The organism is Pseudarthrobacter sp. YAF2 (assembly GCF_052113345.1).
GTDB lineage: Bacteria > Actinomycetota > Actinomycetes > Actinomycetales > Micrococcaceae > Arthrobacter.
On the sequence record NZ_JBFRDA010000002.1, the window covers coordinates 308,480 to 330,399 of the forward strand.

Consider the following 21,920-nt stretch of genomic DNA (forward strand, 5'->3'; position numbering starts at 1 on the left):
CTGTTCGTGCAGATGGCCGGAGCCCGGCTTGACCGGACGAATCCGACCGAGCCCCGTCCACCTGCACCGGCTGTGCTTTCCGTAACCGGCAAGCGCACCCGAGTTTGTTCGCTTTGAGAAGTCCCAGGGACTATTCGCCGCGGGTCTTCTGGATGATCTCGTCGGCAACTGCCTTCGGGACCTCGGCGTAGCTGTTGAACGTCATGGAGTACACAGCACGGCCCTGGGTCTTCGAACGCAGGTCACCGATGTAGCCGAACATGCCGGACAGCGGTACGTGCGCACGGATGACCTTGACGCCTTGTGCATCTTCCATCGACTGCATCTGGCCACGGCGGGAATTGAGGTCACCGATAACTTCACCCATGTATTCCTCAGGGGTGCGGACCTCGACATCCATCAGCGGTTCAAGCAGAACCGGGTTCGCCTTGCGCGCAGCTTCCTTGAAAGCCATGCGTCCGGCGATCTTGAACGCCATTTCCGAAGAGTCAACATCGTGGTATGCGCCGTCAATCAGCGTGGCCTTGATGCCGACAACCGGGTAGCCGGCCAGGACGCCGTCGTTCAGCGCATCCTGGATGCCGGCGTCAACGGACGGGATGTACTCGCGGGGAACGCGGCCACCGGTGACCTTGTTCTCGAACTCGTACAGCTCGCCTTCGGCGGTGTCCAACGGCTCGATCGCGATCTGGATCTTTGCGAACTGGCCCGAACCACCGGTCTGCTTCTTATGCGTGTAGTCGTGGCGTTCGACGGCGCGCTTGATGGTTTCGCGGTAAGCAACCTGCGGCTTGCCCACGTTGGCCTCGACCTTGAATTCGCGGCGCATGCGGTCCACCAGGATGTCCAGGTGGAGCTCGCCCATACCGGCGATGATGGTCTGGCCGGTGTCTTCGTTGAGGGACACCTGGAAGGTGGGGTCCTCAGCGGAGAGCTTCTGGATGGCCGTGGAGAGCTTCTCCTGGTCACCCTTGGTGTTCGGCTCGATGGCAACCGAGATCACGGGCTCCGGGAAGCTCATGGACTCGAGGACGATCTGGTTCGCGGAGTCGCACAGGGTGTCGCCCGTGGTGGTGTCCTTCAGACCGATCGCTGCGTAGATGTGGCCGGCGGTAGCGCCCTCAACAGGCATTTCCTTGTTGGCGTGCATCTGGAACAGCTTGCCGATGCGCTCCTTCTTGCCCTTGGTGGAGTTGACCACCTGGGCGCCTGCTTCCACGTGACCGGAGTACACGCGGATGAAGGTGAGCTGGCCGAAGAAGGGGTGGGCCGCAATCTTGAATGCCAGAGCCGAGAACGGTTCCTCGGAGGAGGGCTTGCGGGTCAGTTCCTTCTCTTCGTCGCGGGGATCGTGACCGACCATCGGGGGGACGTCGAGCGGGTTCGGCAGGTAGTCCACCACGGCATCGAGCATCGGCTGGACGCCACGGTTCTTGAAGGCCGAGCCACAGAAGATCGGGTACAGCTCGGAGTTGATGGTCATCTTGCGGATGCCGGCCTTGAGCTCGTCGACCGAGATCTCTTCGCCCTCGAGGTACTTCTCCATGAGTTCCTCGGAGGACTCGGCGACCGTCTCAACGAGGTTCGCGCGGTACTCTTCAGCCTTTTCCTGGAGGTCAGCCGGGATCTCGCGGATCTCGTACTTGGCACCCATGGTCACGTCGCCCTTGGCGTCGCCCGGCCAAACCAGGGCACGCATGTAAAGCAGGTCGACGACGCCGATGAAGTCGTTCTCGGCACCGATGGGCAGCTGCATGACCAGCGGCTTGGCACCGAGGCGGCTGATGATGGTGTCTACGGTGAAGTAGAAGTCGGCACCGAGCTTGTCCATCTTGTTGACGAAGCAGATACGCGGCACGTTGTACTTGTCAGCCTGGCGCCAAACGGTCTCGGACTGCGGCTCAACGCCTTCCTTGCCATCGAAGACGGCAACTGCACCGTCGAGGACGCGCAGGGAGCGCTCAACCTCAACCGTGAAGTCCACGTGGCCGGGGGTGTCGATGATGTTGATCTGGTTGTTCTCCCAGAAGCAGGTCACGGCGGCAGACGTGATGGTGATGCCGCGTTCCTTTTCCTGTTCCATCCAGTCAGTGGTCGAAGCGCCGTCGTGCGTTTCGCCGATCTTGTGGTTCACACCCGTGTAGAACAGGATGCGCTCGGTTGTGGTGGTCTTGCCGGCATCAATATGGGCCATGATGCCGATGTTGCGGACCTTACTAAGGTCGGTAAGCACGTCCTGTGCCACGGGGTCTCCTTTTGGGATGGACTACACGTTCGCCGCCGGCTCTGTTGAGCCGGCGGCGCCCGGGGAGTATTACCAGCGGTAGTGTGCGAAGGCCTTGTTGGACTCGGCCATCTTGTGGGTGTCTTCGCGACGCTTCACAGCGGCACCGAGACCGTTGGACGCATCCAGGATTTCGTTCTGGAGGCGCTCGGTCATCGTCTTTTCACGGCGGGCCTTGGAGTAGCCAACCAGCCAGCGCAGGGCGAGTGCGGTGGAGCGGCCCGGCTTGACCTCGACCGGAACCTGGTAGGTGGCGCCACCGACGCGGCGGGACCGAACCTCAAGCGAAGGCTTGACGTTGTCCATGGCCTTCTTCAGCGCTGCGACGGGGTCGCCACCGGACTTGGCGCGTGCGCCTTCGAGGGCACCATAAACGATGCGCTCTGCCGTGGACTTCTTGCCGTCAACAAGCACCTTGTTGATGAGCTGGGTTACCAGCGGGGAGCCGTAAACCGGATCCGAAACGAGCGGCCGCTTGGGGGCCGGACCCTTGCGAGGCATATTACTTCTTCTCCATCTTTGCGCCGTAGCGGCTGCGGGCCTGCTTACGGTTCTTCACGCCCTGGGTATCAAGGGCGCCACGGACGATCTTGTAGCGGACACCGGGGAGGTCCTTCACACGACCACCGCGGACGAGCACAATGGAGTGCTCCTGCAGGTTGTGGCCAACACCGGGGATGTAGGCGGTAACTTCCACGCCGCCGTTGAGGCGAACACGCGCCACCTTACGCAGAGCCGAGTTCGGCTTCTTCGGGGTGGTGGTGTAAACGCGGGTGCAAACACCGCGGCGCATGGGGCTGCCCTTAAGCGCGGGAGCCTTGGTCTTTGAGACCTTAGGCGTGCGGCCCTTGCGGACCAGCTGGTTAATCGTAGGCACTCTCGTGTTCTCCGTTTTATCCGGAGCGGCTGTTTCCGGCCACTCTCTTGTTGCGTTGCCCCGCCGCCCGGGCCCTGAAGAGGATCTCCATGGCGGCGAAGGCGAAGCCTTTAATAGTCGGATCGCATACCGGGAAGGAGCTTGCGGTCCTATCAGTCCCTAGGCATGCAAAAATGTGGCATACGTTGCACAAGAACCCTGCAAACCGGAAACGTCGCTGCGGTTCAGCCTTTCAGCTGGAACCGGCGCACTCATCCACTGCCACAATAACAATTGGTAACCAGTCTACCACGGACAGGGTCCATGCCTTAATCGACGGGTTAAACGGGGATGGTCCCCCACCATGCGGTGCGGGACCATCCCTTTTCAGGCTCTACCGGAGTTGGTTACCGGAAGTCGTTCCCGAGGTCGTAGTCATCCAGCGGGATGGCGTGGAACTCAGGAGCTCCATCACCGCCCAGGGTGTCGTACGAGAAATCGCTGAATGCGCTGGGGCCGGTGAACAGGTTGGCCTTCGCTTCTTCAGTGGGCTCGACGGTGACCTCCGTGTAGCGCGGGAGGCCCGTGCCGGCCGGGATCAGCTTACCGATGATGACGTTTTCCTTCAGGCCAAGCAGCGGATCGCTCTTGCCTTCCATGGCCGCCTGCGTCAGGACGCGGGTGGTCTCCTGGAAGGAAGCGGCCGACAGCCAGGACTCGGTGGCCAGCGACGCCTTGGTGATACCCATGAGCTCGGGACGTCCGGAAGCCGGAGTCTTGCCCTCGGACACAACGCGGCGGTTGGCCTCCTCGAACCGGCTCCGTTCGGCGAGCTCGCCGGGCAGCAGGTCCGATTCGCCGGACTCGATGACCGTGACGCGGCGCAGCATTTGGCGGACGATAACCTCGACGTGCTTGTCGTGGATACCGATGCCCTGGCTGCGGTACACGCCCTGGACCTCGTCCACCAGGAACTTCTGGGCGGCACGCGGACCCATGATGCGCAGGACCTGCTTGGGATCCACGGGACCGTTGATCAGCTTCTGGCCAACGGTGACGTGGTCGCCGTCTTCGATGAGCAGGCGTGAACGGCGCAGGACCGGGTAAGCGATCTCTTCCGTTCCGTCATCAGGGGTGATGACCAGGCGCATCTGGCGCTCGGACTCTTCGATGGTGATGCGGCCGGCTGCTTCAGCAATCGGAGCGACACCCTTCGGAGTACGGGCTTCGAAGAGCTCCTGGATACGGGGCAGACCCTGGGTGATGTCGTCGCCACCGCTGGCGGAAACAGCACCACCGGTGTGGAACGTACGCATGGTCAGCTGGGTACCGGGCTCGCCGATGGACTGTGCGGCGATGATGCCCACGGCCTCGCCGATATCCACGGTCTTGCCGGTGGCCAGGGAACGGCCGTAGCACAGTGCGCAGGTGCCGACGCTGGACTCACAGGTGAGTACGGAGCGGACCTTGACCTCGGTGATGCCGGCCTTGAACAGCTCGTCAATCACCACGTCACCGCAGTCGGTGCCGGCGGCTGCGAGGACCTTGCCCTCGGAGTCAACGACGTCGACAGCGAGGGTACGTGCGTAGGCACTGTTCTCGACGTTCTCGTCCAAGACCAGCTCACCGTTGGAATCGGCGACGGCAATGGGCGTGACCAGGCCACGCTCGGTGCCGCAGTCCTCTTCGCGGACGATGACGTCCTGCGAGACGTCCACCAGACGACGGGTCAGGTAACCCGAGTTGGCGGTACGCAGCGCGGTGTCAGCCAGACCCTTACGGGCACCGTGTGTGGCGATGAAGTATTCCAGCACCGACAGGCCCTCACGGTAGGAGGACTTGATGGGACGCGGGATGATCTCACCCTTGGGGTTGGCCACCAGGCCACGGATACCCGCGATCTGACGGACCTGCATCCAGTTACCACGGGCACCGGAGGACACCATGCGGTTGATGGTGTTCATCGGGGACAGGCTGTCACGCATCGCCTGGGCGATCTCGTTGGTTGCCTTGTTCCAGATCTCGATCAGTTCCTGGCGACGCTCGTCGTCGTCGATCAGGCCCTTGTCATACTGGCCCTGGATCTTGGCGGCGCGCTCCTCGTAACCGGCAAGGATCTGGGGCTTCGCGGCCGGAACCTCGATGTCCGAGATGGCGACGGTGACGCCTGAGCGGGTGGCCCAGTAGAAACCGGCATCCTTCAGGTTGTCCAGCGTTGCCGCGGTAACAACCTTCGGGTAGCGCTCGGCGAGATCGTTGACAATGCGGGACAGTTCGCCCTTGTCGGCGACAGCCTCAACCCAGGGGTAGTCCTCGGGCAGGGTCTCGTTGAAGAGGACCTGGCCCAGGGAGGTCTGGACGAGTGCGGGCTGACCCTGCTCCCAGCCTTCCGGAGCTTCCCAGCCGGCGTACGGCACGAACCCTTCGAGACGGATCTTGACCTGCGAGTTCAGGTGCAGCTCGCGGGCGTCGAACGCCATGATGGCTTCCGAAACCGAACCGAAGATGCGGCCTTCACCGGCTGAACCCTTGCGCTTGGTGGTCAGGTGGTAGAGGCCGATGATCATATCCTGCGAGGGCAGGGTGACCGGGCGTCCGTCGGAGGGCTTCAGGATGTTGTTCGAGGACAGCATCAGGATGCGGGCCTCAGCCTGTGCCTCGGGGCTCAGCGGCAGGTGGACTGCCATCTGGTCGCCGTCGAAGTCGGCGTTGAACGCGCCACAAACCAGCGGGTGCAGCTGGATTGCCTTGCCTTCAACAAGCTGCGGCTCGAAGGCCTGGATGCCCAGGCGGTGCAGGGTAGGTGCACGGTTGAGCAGCACCGGGTGTTCGGTGATGATCTCTTCGAGCACGTCCCAAACCTGCGGGCGGTAGCGCTCCACCATCCGCTTGGCCGACTTGATGTTCTGGGCGTGGTTGAGGTCAACCAGGCGCTTCATCACGAACGGCTTGAAGAGCTCCAGCGCCATCTGCTTGGGCAGGCCACACTGGTGCAGCTTCAGCTGCGGGCCGACGACGATGACCGAACGGCCGGAGTAGTCGACGCGCTTGCCGAGGAGGTTCTGGCGGAAACGGCCCTGCTTGCCCTTGAGCATGTCGCTCAGGGACTTCAGCGGACGGTTGCCCGGTCCGGTGACCGGACGGCCGCGACGGCCGTTGTCGAAGAGGCTGTCAACAGCTTCCTGAAGCATGCGCTTCTCGTTGTTGACGATGATCTCCGGAGCACCCAGGTCAAGCAGGCGCTTGAGGCGGTTGTTGCGGTTGATCACGCGGCGGTACAGGTCGTTCAGGTCGGAGGTCGCGAAGCGGCCACCGTCCAGCTGGACCATCGGGCGCAGTTCCGGCGGGATCACCGGGACGGCGTCGAGCACCATGCCGAGCGGGCTGTTGTTGGTGGTCAGGAACGCGTTGACCACCTTCAGGCGCTTGAGGGCCCGGGTCTTGCGCTGGCCCTTGCCGTTGGCAATGATGTCGCGCAGCAGGTCCGACTCGGCCTGCATGTCGAAGTTCTCAAGGCGCTTCTTGATGGCTTCAGCACCCATGGAGCCTTCGAAGTACATGCCGTAGCGGTCGCGCAGTTCGCGGTACAGGCCCTCGTCACCTTCGAGGTCGGCGACCTTGAGGTTCTTGAAGCGGTCCCAGACCTGCTCGAGGCGCTCAATGTCGGCGTCGGCACGCTTGCGCACGTTGGCCATCTGGCGGTCGGCGGAGTCGCGGGCCTTCTTCTTGTCGGCTGCCTTGGCGCCTTCGCCCTCGAGGCGTGCGATTTCGCCTTCGAGGTCGCGGGCGATCGCGGCGATGTCGGCGTCGCGGTTGTCGATCAGCTGCTTCTTCTCGATGTCGTGCTCAACCTGCAGGTTGGGCAGTTCCTCGTGGCGGGCAGCCTCGTCGACGCTGGTGATCATGTAGGCAGCGAAGTAGATGACCTTTTCGAGGTCCTTCGGGGCCAGGTCAAGGAGGTAGCCCAGGCGGGACGGAACACCCTTGAAGTACCAGATGTGCGTGACGGGAGCCGCAAGCTCGATGTGGCCCATGCGCTCACGGCGGACCTTGGCGCGGGTGACTTCAACGCCACAGCGCTCACAGATGATGCCCTTGAAGCGCACGCGCTTGTACTTGCCGCAGTAGCATTCCCAGTCCCGGGACGGGCCGAAGATCTTCTCACAGAAGAGGCCGTCCTTCTCGGGCTTGAGCGTGCGGTAGTTGATGGTTTCCGGCTTCTTAACCTCGCCGTACGACCAGCCGCGGATGTCTTCCGCGGTGGCGAGGCCGATCTGCATGAGGCCGAAGGAGGATTCGCTGGACATATGGTCCCTGTTCTCTCTTGTTCTCTAAATTCTGAAGTCTTGGTGCGGGATGAGGGAGGGGGCATACGACGGCGGGTGGTCACCCGCCGTCGTAAACCTCCTGCTAGACCTCTTCTACGGAGCTGGGCTCTGCACGAGACAGATCGATGCCCAGTTCTTCCGCAGCCGTGAAGACTGCGTCATCAGAGTCACGCATTTCAATCGTGGTTCCGTCCGTGGAAAGAACTTCCACGTTCAGGCACAGCGACTGCATTTCCTTGATCAAGACCTTGAAGGATTCGGGAACGCCCGGCTCGGGGATGTTCTCGCCCTTGACGATCGCTTCGTAGACCTTCACACGACCGTGGATGTCATCCGACTTGATCGTGAGGAGTTCCTGGAGCGTGTAGGCAGCGCCGTAAGCCTCGAGCGCCCACACTTCCATTTCACCGAAGCGCTGGCCGCCGAACTGTGCCTTACCACCCAGCGGCTGCTGCGTGATCATGGAGTACGGGCCGGTGGAGCGCGCGTGGATCTTGTCGTCCACCAGGTGGTGGAGCTTCAGGATGTACATGTAGCCGACCGAGATCGGATCCGGGAACGGCTCACCGGAGCGGCCGTCAAACAGGCGGGTCTTGCCCGAGGAGTTGATCAGGCGGTCACCGTCGCGGGTCACGTTGGTGGAGTCCAGCAGGCCCGTGATTTCCTCTTCGCGGGCACCGTCGAACACCGGCGTGGCAACAGTGGTGGGACCACTCTCGCGCGGCAGGTTCGGCAGCTGCTTGACCCACTCGGGCTCGCCTTCGATCTTCCAACCGGTCTTGGCAACCCAGCCGAGGTGCGTTTCGAGCACCTGGCCCACGTTCATACGACCCGGAACACCCAGCGGGTTCAGGACGATGTCAACGGGGGTACCGTCGGCAAGGAAGGGCATGTCCTCGACGGGGAGGATCTTGGAGATAACGCCCTTGTTGCCGTGGCGGCCGGCGAGCTTGTCGCCGTCGGTGATCTTGCGCTTGGCAGCCACGTAGACGCGCACCAGCTGGTTCACGCCCGGGGGCAGCTCGTCGTCGTTGTCGCGGTCGAAGACGCGAACGCCGATGACGGTGCCGGACTCGCCGTGCGGCACCTTCAGGGAGGTGTCGCGCACTTCGCGGGACTTCTCACCGAAGATGGCGCGCAGCAGGCGCTCTTCCGGGGTCAGCTCGGTTTCACCCTTCGGGGTGACCTTTCCGACCAGGATGTCCCCTGCTTCAACCTCGGCACCGATGTGGATGATGCCGCGTTCGTCCAGGCCGGCCAGGACTTCCTCGGACACGTTGGGGATGTCACGGGTGATTTCCTCGGCACCAAGCTTGGTGTCGCGGGCATCGATCTCGTGCTCCTCGATGTGGATGGAGGAAAGGACGTCCTCGGCAACGATGCGCTGCGAGAGGATGATGGCGTCCTCGAAGTTGTGGCCTTCCCATGACATGAATGCCACGAGCAGGTTCTTGCCGAGTGCGAGTTCACCCTGGTCCGTTGCCGGACCGTCGGCGATGATGCCGCCGACCTCCAGGCGCTGGCCTTCGTTCACCAGGACGCGGTGGTTGTAGCAGTTGCCCTGGTTGGAACGGGCGAACTTGTTGATGCGGTAGTTGGTCTCGGTGCCGTCGTCGTTGAGCATGATGACGAGCTCGGCGGAAACCTCGGTGACCACACCGGCCTTCTTGGCGATGACAACGTCACCGGCATCGACGGCGGCGGCGCGCTCCATGCCGGTGCCCACGAACGGAGCCTCGGAACGGACCAGCGGCACGGCCTGGCGCTGCATGTTGGCACCCATGAGCGCACGGTTGGCGTCGTCGTGCTCCAGGAACGGGATCAGGGCGGTTGCCACGGACACCATCTGGCGCGGGGAAACGTCCATGAACTCGACATCCTCGGCCGGAACCAGGACGGGCTCGCCTCCACCACCGCGGGCACGGACCAGCACGGTGTCCTCGGCGAACTTGTTGTTCTCATCCAGCGGCGCGTTGGCCTGTGCGATCAGCACCTCGGCCTCGTCGTCGGCCGTCAGGTACTGGACGTCGTCGGACACGACGCCGTCCTTGACCAGCCGGTACGGGGTTTCGATGAAACCGAACGGGTTGATGCGGCCGTAGGATGCCAGCGAACCGATCAGGCCAATGTTCGGGCCTTCAGGAGTTTCGATGGGGCACATACGTCCGTAGTGGGACGGGTGCACGTCACGGACTTCCATGCCGGCGCGGTCACGGGACAGACCACCCGGGCCAAGCGCGGACAGGCGGCGCTTGTGGGTCAGGCCCGAGAGCGGGTTGTTCTGGTCCATGAACTGCGACAGCTGGGACGTTCCGAAGAACTCCTTGATGGCTGCAACCACGGGGCGGATGTTGATCAGGGTCTGCGGCGTGATGGCCTCGACGTCCTGGGTGGTCATGCGCTCGCGGACGACGCGCTCCATGCGGGACAGGCCGGTGCGGACCTGGTTCTCGATGAGCTCGCCGACGGCGCGGATGCGGCGGTTGCCGAAGTGGTCGATGTCGTCGATTTCGACGCGCAGGTCCACTTCCTGGCCATCGCGGGTGCCCTTGATGGTTTTCTCGCCGGCGTGCAGCGCGACGAGGAACTTGATCATGGCGACGATGTCTTCAACGTGCAGGACCGAGGCTTCCTTGTCGCCAAGGGAGCGGTCGATGCCGAGCTTGCGGTTGATCTTGTAACGGCCAACCTTGGCCAGATCGTAGCGCTTGGAGTTGAAGTACAGGTTGTCCAGCAGGGACTGGGCAGCCTCGACGGTGGGCGGCTCGCCCGGCCGCAGCTTGCGGTAGATGTCCAGCAGGGCGTCTTCGCGGGTCTCGGTGGCGTCCTTCTCCAGGGTTGCCCGCATGGAGTCGTACTGGCCGAACTCTTCGAGAATCTGGCCTTCGGTCCAGCCAAGGGCCTTGAGCAGGACTGTGACGGACTGCTTGCGCTTGCGGTCGAGGCGGACACCGACCTGGTCGCGCTTGTCGATCTCGAGCTCGAACCAGGCACCGCGGGACGGGATGATCTTGGCGGTGAAGATGTCCTTGTCGCTGGTCTTGTCAGCGGCGCGCTCGAAGTAGGCGCCCGGTGAACGGACCAGCTGGGAGACGACGACACGCTCGGTGCCGTTGACCACGAAGGTGCCCTTCTCGGTCATCAGCGGGAAATCGCCCATGAACACGGTCTGCTGCTTGATTTCGCCCGTGTTGTTGTTCATGAACTCGGCCTTGACGTACAAAGGAGCCGAGTACGTTGCGTCCCGGTCCTTGCACTCGGCCATAGTGTACTTGGGGTCAGCGAACTCCGGATCGGAGAAGCTCAGGGACATGGTGCCCTGGAAGTCCTCGATCGGGGAGATCTCTTCGAAGATGTCCGACAGGCCGGACGTGGTGGCGACGCTGAGATCGTTTTCTTCGACAGCCTTTGCCACGCGTGCCTGCCAGCGCTCATTGCCGACCAGCCAATCGAAGCTGTCTGTCTGCAGGGCAAGCAGATTCGGAACGTCAAGAGGTTCGTGAATCTTTGCGAATGAGAGCCGGCGAGTGGCACCATCAGTGCTGTCGGCGGTGTTAGCGGTTTCGTTATTAGAGGTGCTCGAGGCGACCAAGAGGGATCCTTCCACAGACCTTCAGGCGTTTTCAGATCTCCCCCGCTGTGCACCCTGCGAAAGTGACTCCGCAGCGCTACCATCCGGTTCCGCTATATGACCCGGGACCCGTGCTGACGATGCTGTGACGTTGTCACGGCACGTTGATTGCCAGCTGCCAGGCAAAGCCCACCGCTATATGAAGGCTGAAGGTAAACAGGGAAGACGCAAATATCTACGATACGGCAAAACAACCTACGTGTCTACCCCACATCCGGCCGGATTGCAAGCACTGTTTTCGCGCTGTCCGCCGGCCGTCCTTACAGGCGCAGCGTGACACCTTCCGCAGTGCAGGTCCCCGCGTTCGCGAAGACGGCGTCCCGCACGGCGTCCTTGGACTCCTGGGCAGGCGTGCTGCCGGACTCAGCGGCGGCCGAGTGGTCGATCGCGAGCAGACTGAGCGAGGCGAAAAGCCCCTCGAGGTCCCCGGAAACGGTGCCCTTGGCGTCCTGGGCCTTCAGGTAGACGTCCTCATAGCCTTTTGCGTCGGTGGGGGAAACCGCAGCGTAGTCGGCGAAGAGTTTGTTGAAGAGTTCGCAGGCTTCCCTGGCGCCCGCGCTCGGGCTGCCGGCGTCTGCTGACGCACGGGGCGTGCTGCCGCCGCTGGACCGGGTCGAGGACGGAGCAGGCTGCTGCGTTGATTCCGCCGGTGCGGGTGTCGACACCGAGCAGCCTGTCAGTGCGGCAAGGGCTGCAAGGGCTGCTGCGGCAAGTGTCGCCTTCATGATCTCGCTCCGTCCGTCACGGCCCCGGACCCGGTGTCCCCCTGAAAAGCCTCGCCCACCACCCTACGCAAGCCGCCGCCGTCGTGCACACCGGGAGGATGGGGACCCCTGCCCTGCCCGCACCCTTAACCCGGCCGCCCGCAGTGGCCGGACCCGCAGCAGCCGGGACACCGGAATGCGCACAGGTGTTCCGGCGTTTGAATAGTTGGGTGACCAGGCTCACGATAGCCTTGGTGGCTTACACCGGAACCGGATTGAAAGTGATGATCATGGGCAACTCTCCTGACAACAGTGACGTTGTCGTCCTTGCAGCAGCGCGGACCCCGCAGGGCCGCATCAACGGCCAACTGTCCAGCCTGACGGCGGTGGACCTTGGCGCCCATGCCATCAAGGCTGCCTTGGCGGCCAGCGGCGTTGAAGCGGCCGATGTGGAGGCTGTGATCATGGGGCAAGTGTTGCAGGCGGGCGCAGGCCAGAATCCCGCACGGCAGAGCTCCATCGGAGCCGGGATCGGCTGGAACGTCCCCGCCGTGACGGTGAATAAAGTGTGCCTCTCCGGGCTCACCGCGGTGATCGACGCCGCCCGCATGATCCGGGCCGGTGAGGCCGCCGTGGTGGTGGCAGGCGGCCAGGAATCGATGAGCCGGGCGCCGCACCTGCTGCCGGGCTCGCGCCAGGGATGGACGTATGGCTCCATCCAGGCCCTGGACGCGGCTGCCAATGACGGACTGACCGACGCCTTTGACGGGCAATCCATGGGCCTGTCCACTGAAACCCGGAACCTCACGCTGGGCATCGACCGCAGTTCCCAGGACAACGTGGCCGCCCAGTCGCACCAGCGTGCGGCACTGGCGGCTAAGAACGGAACGTTCGACGGCGAGATCGCACCGATCAGCGTCAAGCAGCGCAAAGGCGACCCCCTGGTGGTGGAGACCGACGAAGGCGTCCGCCCCAACACCTCGGTTGAGTCGCTGGCAGGCCTGCGCGCAGCGTTTGTGACCGACGGCACCATCACCGCGGGCAACTCCTCTCCCCTGTCCGACGGCGCCGCCGCCCTGGTGCTCGCCTCCCGCGGCTATGCCGAGGAGCACGGGCTGGAGTACCTTGCCGTGGTGGGAAAGCCGGGGCAGGTGGCCGGCCCGGACAATTCCCTGCATTCCCAGCCTTCCAACGCCATCATGAACGCCTTGGGCAAGGCCGGCTGGAGCACTGCGGACCTGGATTTCATTGAGATCAACGAGGCCTTTGGTTCCGTGGCGGTCCAATCGCTCAAGGACCTGGACTACCCCCTGGAGAAGTGCAACATCCACGGCGGTGCCATCGCCCTGGGACACCCAATCGGGGCATCAGGAGCCCGGCTCGCCGCCCACGCGGCACATGAGCTGAAGCGGCGCGGAAGTGGAAAAGCCGCCGTGTCACTCTGCGGCGGGGGCGGGCAGGGCGAAGCCCTCCTGCTGTACCGCGACTGATGGCGGGCGCAACCGGAAACGGAACGGACGCCGTCGGACGGGAACGCTTCCTGGCCGACGCCGCGGCCCGGGGCCTGCAGGTTGACGTGGTGGAACGCCCGCCGGCGCGGAGCCCGGAGGAAGCCGCCGCCATCCTGGGCATCAAACCCGCTGACATCGTGAAGTCACTGGTGGTCAAGCACAAGGACGGCACCTTCCTGTTCGCCCTGATTCCCGGCGATCGCCAGATCTCCTGGCCCAAGCTCCGGTCCCTGGTGGGCGTCAACAAGCTCTCGCTGCCACCGGCAGACATCGCACTGGAAGCGACCGGCTACGAGCGTGGCACCATCACGCCGCTGGGCAGCACCACGGCCTGGCCCGTCTATGCCGACGCCACGATCAGCGGGCGCCGGATCTCCATGGGCGCCGGAGCCCACGGCTACAGCGCTTTCGTTGACGCCGACTCACTGACCGCGGCCCTGGATGCGGTGGTCGCCGACATCTCAGATCCCGGCTGACCGCTCCGCCCCGCATAAAGCAGGAAACCCCGCCCACTGAAGTGGACGGGGTTTCCGAAGGAAAAAGGCGTTGTTACTTGAGGGTAACGGTGGCGCCTGCAGCCTCGAGCTGCTCCTTGGCCTTCTCGGCAGCTTCCTTGGTGGCGCCTTCGAGAACAGCCTTCGGTGCGCTGTCAACCAGGTCCTTGGCTTCCTTGAGGCCGAGGGAGGTGATGGCGCGAACTTCCTTGATGACTGCGATCTTCTTGTCACCGGCAGCTTCGAGGACGACGTCGAAGTCGGTCTTCTCTTCAACCTCTTCAGCAGCAGCGCCGGCGGGGCCAGCAACTGCAACAGCAGCGGCGGTAACTTCGAAGGTCTCTTCGAAGAGCTTGACGAACTCGGAGAGCTCGATGATGGTCAGTTCCTTGAAAGCTTCAATGAGCTCTTCGTTGCTGAGCTTCGCCATGGTTGGCGTCCTTCCTGTTGTGGTGTCCGAGCGGCGCGGAGCCGGGCATGACACCGGAGTCTGGTGGGGTAAAGAGAATTAGTTCTCTTCGGCAGCGGGAGCTTCGGCGGGTGCCTCGGCTTCAGCGGCGGGAGCTTCTTCAGCGGCAGGCGCTTCGGCAGCTGCCGGTGCACCGTTCTCTTCTTCAAGCTTGAGGCGCAGTGCATCGATGATGCGTGCAGCTGCGGCGGCGGGTGCCTTGAGGACGCCTGCAACCTTGGCGAGCTGAAGCTCACGGGACTCGAGGGCAGCCAGGGCGGCGACCTCGGTGGCGTCCAGTGCCTTGCCCTCGAAGTAACCGGTCTTGATGACCAGCTGCTTGTTGGCCTTGGCAAAATCCGTCAGGCTCTTGGCAGCGGCAACTGCGTCACCCTTGATGAACGCGATTGCAGTGGGGCCGGCAAGCTGGCCGTCGAATGCTTCGACGCCGGCTTCCTTGGCTGCAATGGCGGTCAGGGTGTTCTTGACGACCGCGAACTTGGTGTCCTGGCCGAGAGAAACACGCAGCTGCTTGAGCTGTGCAACGGTGAGCCCGCGGTATTCGGTCAGGACAGCGGCGTTCGATTCCTTGAAATCGTTAGTGATCTCAGCTACTGCTGAAACCTTGGTAGGCGTTGCCATAACCCTCCTTCCGGGGATAGTGCCGGTATTCGACGGTCCCCGCTCAAGAGAGCTAAAACTAAAAACGCCCCGCGCAGATGCACGGGGCTTGGCTCAACACGGTTTGACCGCGGAGCTTTGCTTCGTTCACCTGCGCCGGCCGCCCTGCGTTGAGGGTCCTTCGTCCGGAAACCCACTGTGGCCTCCGGCGCACAACTGCAGAGTTGAGCCATGTACAGGAGAGTGGATTTCCAACAACCGACGGTCTTTGGTACTCCCAGCTTACGCGAGGGGGCGCCAGTCCGCCAAATCGGCGGTCAGCTGGTGCTGGTCCGCAGCGTGGGGAGTTCCTTTTGCCAGATGCCGGTCACCCCTGCCGTCTGGAATCCAAGCTGCTTGTTGACCGTCAAGAGGTACCGGTTCTCCGGCGCGTTCCAGGTGTAGATGATGCGCGCATCCGGGAACTGCTCGCTGAGCCGTTCCATGTTGGCCACCTTAATCAGCAGGCCCAGCTTGTTGCCGCGGTGTTCCTGCAGGACCAGCGTATCGTCCTGGAAAACGACGTCTGCGCGGTGGGCGAGCACGGTGATGGTGGTCAGTCCCACCAGCGATCCCGTGGCAATGTGTTCGACGGCGGTGACCACCGTGCGCCTGCCCTGCGCGATGGCGACGTCTTCGGCCTCGCGCAGGATCCCGCCGTCGAACACCATGTCCTGCTCAACCGGCACGTCGAGGGAAGGGTCGACGTCGGCACCCGCCTGGTTCTCCAGGACAGCCACGGCCTCCAGCCACCGGTCCGGGCAGCGGTCCGTCCAATGGTGCAGCCGGTACCTGCCGCCGTTGGCTTCCTCTGCCTCGGCCTGGAGGTCTGACACCAGCTTGGTGTCCAGGGGAAGCACGCAGGAACTGAACTGCTCAATGTGCTGGAGTGTGTAGCCGGTCTTTTGCGCGAACTCCACCTCCCGGCTTTCCAAGGGAACGAAACCCTGGCCGGTGCCCGGGACCAGCTGGGCCTGCCCAAACTCGTGGAGCGATGCGCCGGGGTGGTTGGTGTCCACCAGGATCATGGTGCGGCCTTCACCCCGCGCCAGCTGCTCGGCGGCCTCGAGCAAGCGCCGCCCCACGCCCTGACGCTGGAACTCTGGCAGGATATCCAGGGTGAGTTCGGCGAGGTCCAGGTGGTCTGTCAGCGGAAGCGCGATGTCCACGGTCCCCACGATGTCCCCGTCCACCTTGGCAACGAGGATCAGCTGGCGCTCATAGGGGTCCGCGAACTCGAGCAATTTTTCCAGCGGACCATAGGCGAGATCGTCACTCCCCCAGGTCTGCATCCGCACTTTGCGGCCCACCTCGACGGCGGCCAGGAAGTCCGCGGCGTCAGGGGTGTCCAGGGAATCGGGGATCCACAGCTGCTCGATCTTTACGTCTATAGCCATTCGGGCATCATCCCAGCCGTTTCTGCCACTCACCTTCATAGCCAGCGGGCTTGAATCCAAGTGCGGTATTTATCGCCAGCATATGCTGGTTTTCGCTGGCATTCCATGTCAGGACCGAGCGCGCCGAGGGCCACTTTTCCTGCGCGCGGCGGAGGTTGGCCGCCTTGACCAGCATGCCCAAGCGGTGGCCGCGTTGCTCCGCCGCCACCAGGGTGTCCTGCTGGATCAGCGGCTCCGGCACCTCCGGACGCCAGGTCAGGACCGTATAGGCCACCAGCTCGCCGGTGTGCCGGTGCACGGCGCCTGCCACTGATGACTTGACGCCACCGCGGCCGAGGGTCGATTCGTCCTCCCGTACCCTGGCGGCGTCCCAGTCCTCGCGTTGCCAGTCCATGCCTGCGGTGGGGGCATCCTCGCTCATCCGCACCCTGAGCCGCGCGTAGCCGGCGACCAACGTTTCCGGGCAGTGATCATCCCAGGCCGTCAGCGTGTAATGCTCTGCGTGCGCAAGGCCTTCCGCCTCCAGCCGGGCCAACAGGGATTCGGACACGGGAAGCGCCAGCCGGCTGGAGCGCTCCACCTGTTCCAGCTGGTATCCGGCGGCCATGGCAAAGCCGCCTGCGGCATGGTCCATGGGCAGCTGCCCGGCACCGGACTTCGCGGCCAGCATGCGGGCGCCACCCGCCGGGACTTCCAGCGGTATTTCGTGGAAGGCAGCCAGGGATGACCGGCCGCGGGTGCGGGCCACGGATTCGGCGTGCCTCAGCAGGGCACGCCCAATCCCCCGGCGGCGCCTGCCGGGAACCACCAGGACGTCGATGCCTGCCGTGGCCGTGTTGTCCCGCAACGGCAAAGTGACCGAACACAGCCCCACCGGTTCGTTGCCGATCCGGGCCAGGAAGAGGTGCCGTTCTTCGTACCGGTTGCCACGCCAATACTCGAGCGCTTCCTTGTCTGTCAGGCAGCGGTCCAGGTTGCCCCACACTGCCATGTCCTCCGCCTCCCGCATGGCCTGGCAAGTCCGGAGGTCCGCGGACGGCCGGGCGGCATCCGGGCCGCTTCCCCCGGGCGGGATCACGACGGCGGCAATTACCAACGCGTCACGTGGCGGCAAAGGCGGGACTCCAGCGGGGTCCGGTTTATCCATGCAGCCAGCTTAGGCAAACACCCGGACAACAAAGGAGCCCGCCACGACGCATAAGCATCGGACGGGCTCCCGATGCTCCGGAATCAGCCCGGAGCAGGAACTTCAATCAAGGACTATGCTTCGGTGAGCACCTTGGTGACGTTGGGGTCGACGGAGATGCCGGGACCGAACGTGGTGGCAACGGTGGCCTTCTGGATGTAGCGGCCCTTGGCGGCAGAAGGCTTCAGGCGAAGCACCTCTTCCAGCGCTGCTGCGTAGTTCTCGGCCAGCTTGATGGCGTCGAACGAAACCTTGCCGATGATGAAGTGCAGGTTGGAGTGCTTGTCGACGCGGAAGTCGATCTTTCCACCCTTGATGTCGTTGACTGCCTTGGTGACGTCGGGGGTCACGGTGCCCGTCTTCGGGTTCGGCATCAGGTTACGCGGACCCAGGACCTTACCGAGGCGGCCAACCTTGCCCATGAGGTCAGGGGTGGCAACGGCAGCGTCGAAGTCGGTCCAGCCGGCTGCGATCTTTTCGATCAGGTCGTCGGAGCCAACGAAGTCGGCGCCGGCTGCGATTGCGGCCTCTGCCTTGTCGCCCGTGGCGAAGACCAGGACGCGAGCGGTCTTACCGGTGCCGTGGGGCAGGTTGACCGTACCGCGGACCATCTGGTCGGCCTTGCGGGGGTCAACGCCCAGGCGGAAAGCCACCTCGACGGTTGCATCGAACTTGGACGGGTTGGTGTCCTTGGCCAGCGTTACTGCCTCGAACGGTGCGTAGTGCTTCTCCGCGTCGATCTTGGCGGCTGCTGCCTCATATGCTTTGCTGCGCTTTGCCATGCTGCTTATTTCTCCTTGTGCAGTTGTGGTCTGCGGACCGCGCTGGGCCCTGCCACAGTCGGTGGTCCGGTTCGTTATCCGGTCCGGATGCCCGACATTTCAATTAGTGTGGTGCCGGTGTCCCGGCGGTGCGGCCCGTCGTCGTCAAAATCCTGACGGCGGACAGCGGAAAGGGTTATTAGCCCTCGACGGTGATGCCCATGGAGCGGGCGGTGCCGGCGATGATCTTGGCTGCGCCTTCGAGGCTGGTGGCGTTGAGGTCTTCCATCTTGGTGGAGGCGATCTCGTTGACCTGGGCCTGGGTCAGCTTGGCAACCTTGACGGTGTGCGGGGTGGATGAACCCTTGGCAACGCCTGCAGCCTTCTTGATGAGCTCTGCAGCCGGCGGGGTCTTGGTGATGAACGTGAAGGAACGGTCCTCGTAGACCGTGATTTCCACGGGGATGACGTTTCCGCGCTGGGCTTCCGTCGCAGCGTTGTACGCCTTGCAGAATTCCATGATGTTGACACCGTGCTGGCCAAGCGCAGGACCGATCGGCGGGGCCGGGTTGGCGGCACCTGCCTGGATCTGCAGCTTGATGAGGCCGGTGACCTTCTTCTTGGGAGCCAATGTAGGGTCCTTCTCTCAATAACGTCCTGGGGCACAGGAGCGTGCCTCAGGTTTGTGGCCGCCATGGCAAGGCGGCCGGCCGTTCCGGTGCCGCTAAGCGGGCGGTGCCGGAACGAATTCTAGGGTTGTCAGATCTTGGAGACCTGGTTGAACGCCAGGGTGACAGGCGTTTCGCGCTCGAAGATGGAGACCAGTACCACCAGGGTCTGGGACTCGGGCTTGATCTCGGAGATCGTGGCAGGGAGGGTCTCGAACGGACCTTCCTTGACGATGACGGACTCGCCGACCTCGAAGTCGACGGCCACGGGAGCCTGGTTTTGCTTGTTGACCGGCTTGCCCTTCTCGGCCTGCTCCTCTTCGAAGACAGGGGCGAGCATGGAGAAGACCTCGTCCAGGCGCAGCGGGACCGGGTTGTGGGCGTTGCCCACGAAGCCGGTGACGCCGGGGGTGTGGCGGACGGCGCCCCAGGAGGCGTCGGTGAGGTCCATGCGGACCAGGACGTAGCCGGGGATGCGGACGCGGTTGATCACCTTGCGCTGGGCGTTCTTGATCTCCACGACTTCTTCCATGGGCACCTGGATTTCGAAGATGTAATCTTCCATGTCCAGGGTCTGGATGCGGGTTTCAAGGTTTGCCTTCACGCGGTTCTCGTAACCGGCGTAGGAGTGGATGACGTACCAGTCACCCTCCTGGCGGCGCAGCTTGGCCTTGAACTCCTCGGCGGGATCAGCGGCTGCGGAAGCCGCTGCGGCGGCGAGGGCGTCGGCGGACTCGTCGTCGCCGTCTTCTGCGGCGTCGGCTTCTTCACCGGCGACGTCGTCAGCATCGGAGCCGGCGTCGTCGGATTCGGGCGCGAAGGACTCAACCTCGGACTCTTCACCGGCTTCTGCCGCGACGTCCTGGGACTCTTCCAGCCCAGACTCGGTTACCTCGAGCTCCTGCTCAGACACTTGGTCTCCTGCTTCCTCATTGCCTAACATGCCTATTTAAATGGCTCAATTCCGCACGCCGGCGTTTCCCTTCCGGTTTCCCGGACGAAACACGCGGCCTGCGGACCATACAGCCTTAGCTGTCCGTCGAGCCGGTACCGCCGAAGATCCAGCTGACAGCGGTTCCGAAACCAATGTCCAGCAGGCTGACGATGACCATCATGATGGCCACGAACACCAGCACCACGAGCGTGTAGTTGATCAGTTCCTTGCGGGTGGGCGCCACAACCTTCTTGAGTTCGCCAATGATCTGGCGGACAAAGAGAGCAATGCGGGCGAAGAAGCTTGCCTTGGCTTCCTTCTTAGCTGGGCGGCCCTTGGAGCTGCTGGCAGCTGTTTCGGTCACCTGGTCCTCGCTCATCTTTGCAATGGTGGATTACCCGGCCCTGATCAGAACCATGGTTGCTGCGCCTGCCCCGGGCTTTCGCCCGGGAACAGCTTGCGCAGGGCAGACAGGACTCGAACCTGCAACCTGCGGTTTTGGAGACCGCTGCGCTACCAATTGCGCCACTACCCTTTGGAATGAATGCCACTCTTTGACGACTCAAGCACCAGCTTGTACTGGGGCGCACGCCATCATCCGTGTTTCAACACCGGTGAACCAGTCTACGCAAGAACTTCGCGTAGGTAAAACCGGCCCGACCCGGCCCATCCGCCGGCCGGTCCGACTTGTGCGGCGAGTGGCAGTCACAAAACCAAACCGGCTCCCCGGAGGGTCCGGTGAACAGCTTAGAGTAGAACTCGTCGAAACCCATATTCCAGCCTGCCGGCTGCAAGCGAAGAACGGACCTGCCATGTCTGCCGCCCGCGTTTCCAAACGCATATCCGCAATTGCCGAATCCGCAACCCTTGCCGTTGATGCCAAGGCGAAGGCGCTCAAGGCAGCAGGCCGGCCGGTTATTGGCTTCGGTGCGGGCGAGCCCGACTTTCCCACGCCGGACTACATTGTCCAGGCCGCCATTGAAGCTGCCGCCCAGCCCAAGTACCACCGCTATTCCCCGGCGGGCGGCCTGCCGGAGCTGAAGAAGGCCATCGCCGAAAAGACACTCCGGGACTCCGGGTACACCGTTGATCCTTCACAGGTACTGGTAACCAACGGCGGCAAGCAGGCTGTGTACAACACCTTCGCCACCCTGGTGGATCCGGGCGACGAAGTGATCGTTCCCACCCCGTTCTGGACCACCTACCCTGAGGCGATCCGCCTGGCCGGCGGCGTGCCGGTGGAAGTTTTCGCCGGGCCGGAGCAGGACTACCTGGTGACGGTCGATCAGCTGGAGGCGGCTGTCACGGACAAGACGAAGATCCTGTTGTTCGTCTCGCCGTCGAACCCCACCGGCGCTGTCTACTCGCCGGAGCAGGTGGCGGAGATCGGGAAGTGGGCCGCAGCCAAGGGCCTGTGGGTGGTAACGGACGAGATATACGAGCACCTGACCTACGACGGCGTGCCCTTCACCTCCATCGCTACCGCGGCCCCCGAGCTGGGCGACAAGGTGGTCATCCTCAACGGCGTCGCCAAGACGTACGCGATGACCGGTTGGCGCGTGGGCTGGATGATCGGCCCGGCCGACGTCATCAAGGCCGCCACCAACCTTCAGTCGCACGCCACGTCCAACGTGTCCAACATCATGCAGATCGCTGCCCTCGCTGCCGTGTCCGGTCCGCTGACCGCCGTCGACGAGATGAAGGTGGCCTTCGACCGCCGCCGCAAGGCCATCGTTGCCGGCCTGAACGCCATCGACGGGGTGGAATGCCCGACGCCGAAGGGTGCCTTCTACGTCTACGCGGACGTCCGGGGGCTGCTGGGCAAGGAATTCCCGACTGCGTCCGGCACGGCCACGCCGCAAACGTCTGCCGAGCTTGCCGCCCTCATCCTGGATGAGGTTGAGGTGGCGGTGGTCCCCGGCGAGGCGTTCGGTCCGTCCGGATTCGTCCGGCTGTCCTACGCACTGGGCGATGACGACCTCGCCGCCGGCGTCCAGCGCCTGCAGGACTTCCTGGGCAAGGCCCAGTAAACGCCCGCTCACTTCTGGCACCCGAAAC

Annotated in this window: 17 protein-coding genes and 1 tRNA gene; 3 read left to right on the top strand and 15 right to left on the bottom strand. The window is 63.6% G+C overall.

The features are described from left to right. Positions 1 to 130: 130 nt before the first annotated feature. The 6 genes from fusA to AB4Y79_RS03435 form a co-directional block, all read right to left on the bottom strand. On the bottom strand, positions 131 to 2,245 hold the full coding sequence (gene fusA / locus AB4Y79_RS03410) for an elongation factor G (protein ID WP_441858750.1): 2,115 nt from the start codon (positions 2,243 to 2,245) through the stop codon (positions 131 to 133). 69 nt (positions 2,246 to 2,314) lie between these two features. Next, complete coding sequence (rpsG, locus tag AB4Y79_RS03415; RefSeq protein WP_003803829.1) at positions 2,315 to 2,785, bottom strand: 30S ribosomal protein S7; 471 nt, start codon at positions 2,783 to 2,785, stop codon at positions 2,315 to 2,317. Position 2,786: 1 nt separating this feature from the next. Next, positions 2,787 to 3,161, bottom strand: coding sequence for a 30S ribosomal protein S12 (gene rpsL / locus AB4Y79_RS03420; RefSeq protein ID WP_009358312.1), 375 nt, complete (start codon positions 3,159 to 3,161; stop codon positions 2,787 to 2,789). Positions 3,162 to 3,547: 386 nt separating this feature from the next. Continuing rightward, positions 3,548 to 7,447 carry a DNA-directed RNA polymerase subunit beta' gene (locus AB4Y79_RS03425; protein WP_308930274.1) on the bottom strand — a complete coding sequence of 1,300 codons (3,900 nt, stop codon included), beginning with the start codon at positions 7,445 to 7,447 and terminating at the stop codon, positions 3,548 to 3,550. A gap of 103 nt (positions 7,448 to 7,550) precedes the next feature. Further along, positions 7,551 to 11,060 (bottom strand): DNA-directed RNA polymerase subunit beta, encoded by a 3,510-nt coding sequence (gene rpoB / locus AB4Y79_RS03430; protein WP_141942688.1) that lies wholly within the window; start codon positions 11,058 to 11,060, stop codon positions 7,551 to 7,553. A gap of 299 nt (positions 11,061 to 11,359) precedes the next feature. Further along, complete coding sequence (locus AB4Y79_RS03435; protein WP_441858754.1) at positions 11,360 to 11,824, bottom strand: hypothetical protein; 465 nt, start codon at positions 11,822 to 11,824, stop codon at positions 11,360 to 11,362. Between the two features lie 269 nt (positions 11,825 to 12,093). Between AB4Y79_RS03435 and AB4Y79_RS03440 the strand changes: the two genes are divergently transcribed. Together AB4Y79_RS03440 and AB4Y79_RS03445 are read left to right on the top strand one after the other, a co-directional pair. Further along, complete coding sequence (locus tag AB4Y79_RS03440) at positions 12,094 to 13,293, top strand: acetyl-CoA C-acetyltransferase (protein ID WP_441858901.1); 1,200 nt, start codon at positions 12,094 to 12,096, stop codon at positions 13,291 to 13,293. Next, complete coding sequence (locus AB4Y79_RS03445; protein ID WP_441858756.1) at positions 13,293 to 13,790, top strand: aminoacyl-tRNA deacylase; 498 nt, start codon at positions 13,293 to 13,295, stop codon at positions 13,788 to 13,790. Before AB4Y79_RS03440 ends, AB4Y79_RS03445 begins: the two co-directional genes overlap by 1 nt. Before the next feature lie 73 nt (positions 13,791 to 13,863). Here AB4Y79_RS03445 and rplL read toward each other — a convergent pair whose 3' ends face one another. The 9 genes from rplL to AB4Y79_RS03490 all read right to left on the bottom strand — a co-directional run bounded on the left by rplL (position 13,864) and on the right by AB4Y79_RS03490 (position 20,397). Next, positions 13,864 to 14,238 carry a 50S ribosomal protein L7/L12 gene (rplL, locus tag AB4Y79_RS03450; RefSeq protein ID WP_139029946.1) on the bottom strand — a complete coding sequence of 125 codons (375 nt, stop codon included), beginning with the start codon at positions 14,236 to 14,238 and terminating at the stop codon, positions 13,864 to 13,866. 78 nt (positions 14,239 to 14,316) lie between these two features. Continuing rightward, positions 14,317 to 14,898 (bottom strand): 50S ribosomal protein L10, encoded by a 582-nt coding sequence (rplJ, locus tag AB4Y79_RS03455; protein WP_141942696.1) that lies wholly within the window; start codon positions 14,896 to 14,898, stop codon positions 14,317 to 14,319. A 296-nt stretch (positions 14,899 to 15,194) separates the two neighbouring features. Further along, positions 15,195 to 16,313 (bottom strand): GNAT family N-acetyltransferase, encoded by a 1,119-nt coding sequence (locus AB4Y79_RS03460; RefSeq protein ID WP_441858759.1) that lies wholly within the window; start codon positions 16,311 to 16,313, stop codon positions 15,195 to 15,197. A 7-nt stretch (positions 16,314 to 16,320) separates the two neighbouring features. After that, positions 16,321 to 17,460: a GNAT family N-acetyltransferase gene (locus AB4Y79_RS03465; protein ID WP_441858761.1), complete on the bottom strand. Its 1,140-nt coding sequence runs from the start codon at positions 17,458 to 17,460 to the stop codon at positions 16,321 to 16,323. Positions 17,461 to 17,573: 113 nt separating this feature from the next. Continuing rightward, on the bottom strand, positions 17,574 to 18,281 hold the full coding sequence (rplA, locus tag AB4Y79_RS03470) for a 50S ribosomal protein L1 (RefSeq protein ID WP_018760471.1): 708 nt from the start codon (positions 18,279 to 18,281) through the stop codon (positions 17,574 to 17,576). A gap of 178 nt (positions 18,282 to 18,459) precedes the next feature. Then, positions 18,460 to 18,891, bottom strand: coding sequence for a 50S ribosomal protein L11 (gene rplK / locus AB4Y79_RS03475; protein ID WP_018760472.1), 432 nt, complete (start codon positions 18,889 to 18,891; stop codon positions 18,460 to 18,462). Positions 18,892 to 19,019: 128 nt separating this feature from the next. Beyond that, positions 19,020 to 19,841: a transcription termination/antitermination protein NusG gene (nusG, locus tag AB4Y79_RS03480; protein WP_441858764.1), complete on the bottom strand. Its 822-nt coding sequence runs from the start codon at positions 19,839 to 19,841 to the stop codon at positions 19,020 to 19,022. 115 nt (positions 19,842 to 19,956) lie between these two features. Next, entirely contained in the window at positions 19,957 to 20,241 is a 285-nt protein-coding gene (gene secE / locus AB4Y79_RS03485; RefSeq protein WP_018760474.1) for a preprotein translocase subunit SecE, read from the bottom strand. A gap of 83 nt (positions 20,242 to 20,324) precedes the next feature. After that, positions 20,325 to 20,397 (bottom strand) — tRNA-Trp (locus tag AB4Y79_RS03490). Between the two features lie 277 nt (positions 20,398 to 20,674). Between AB4Y79_RS03490 and AB4Y79_RS03495 the strand changes: the two genes are divergently transcribed. Continuing rightward, positions 20,675 to 21,892 (top strand): pyridoxal phosphate-dependent aminotransferase, encoded by a 1,218-nt coding sequence (locus AB4Y79_RS03495; protein WP_441858766.1) that lies wholly within the window; start codon positions 20,675 to 20,677, stop codon positions 21,890 to 21,892. Positions 21,893 to 21,920 lie beyond the last annotated feature (28 nt).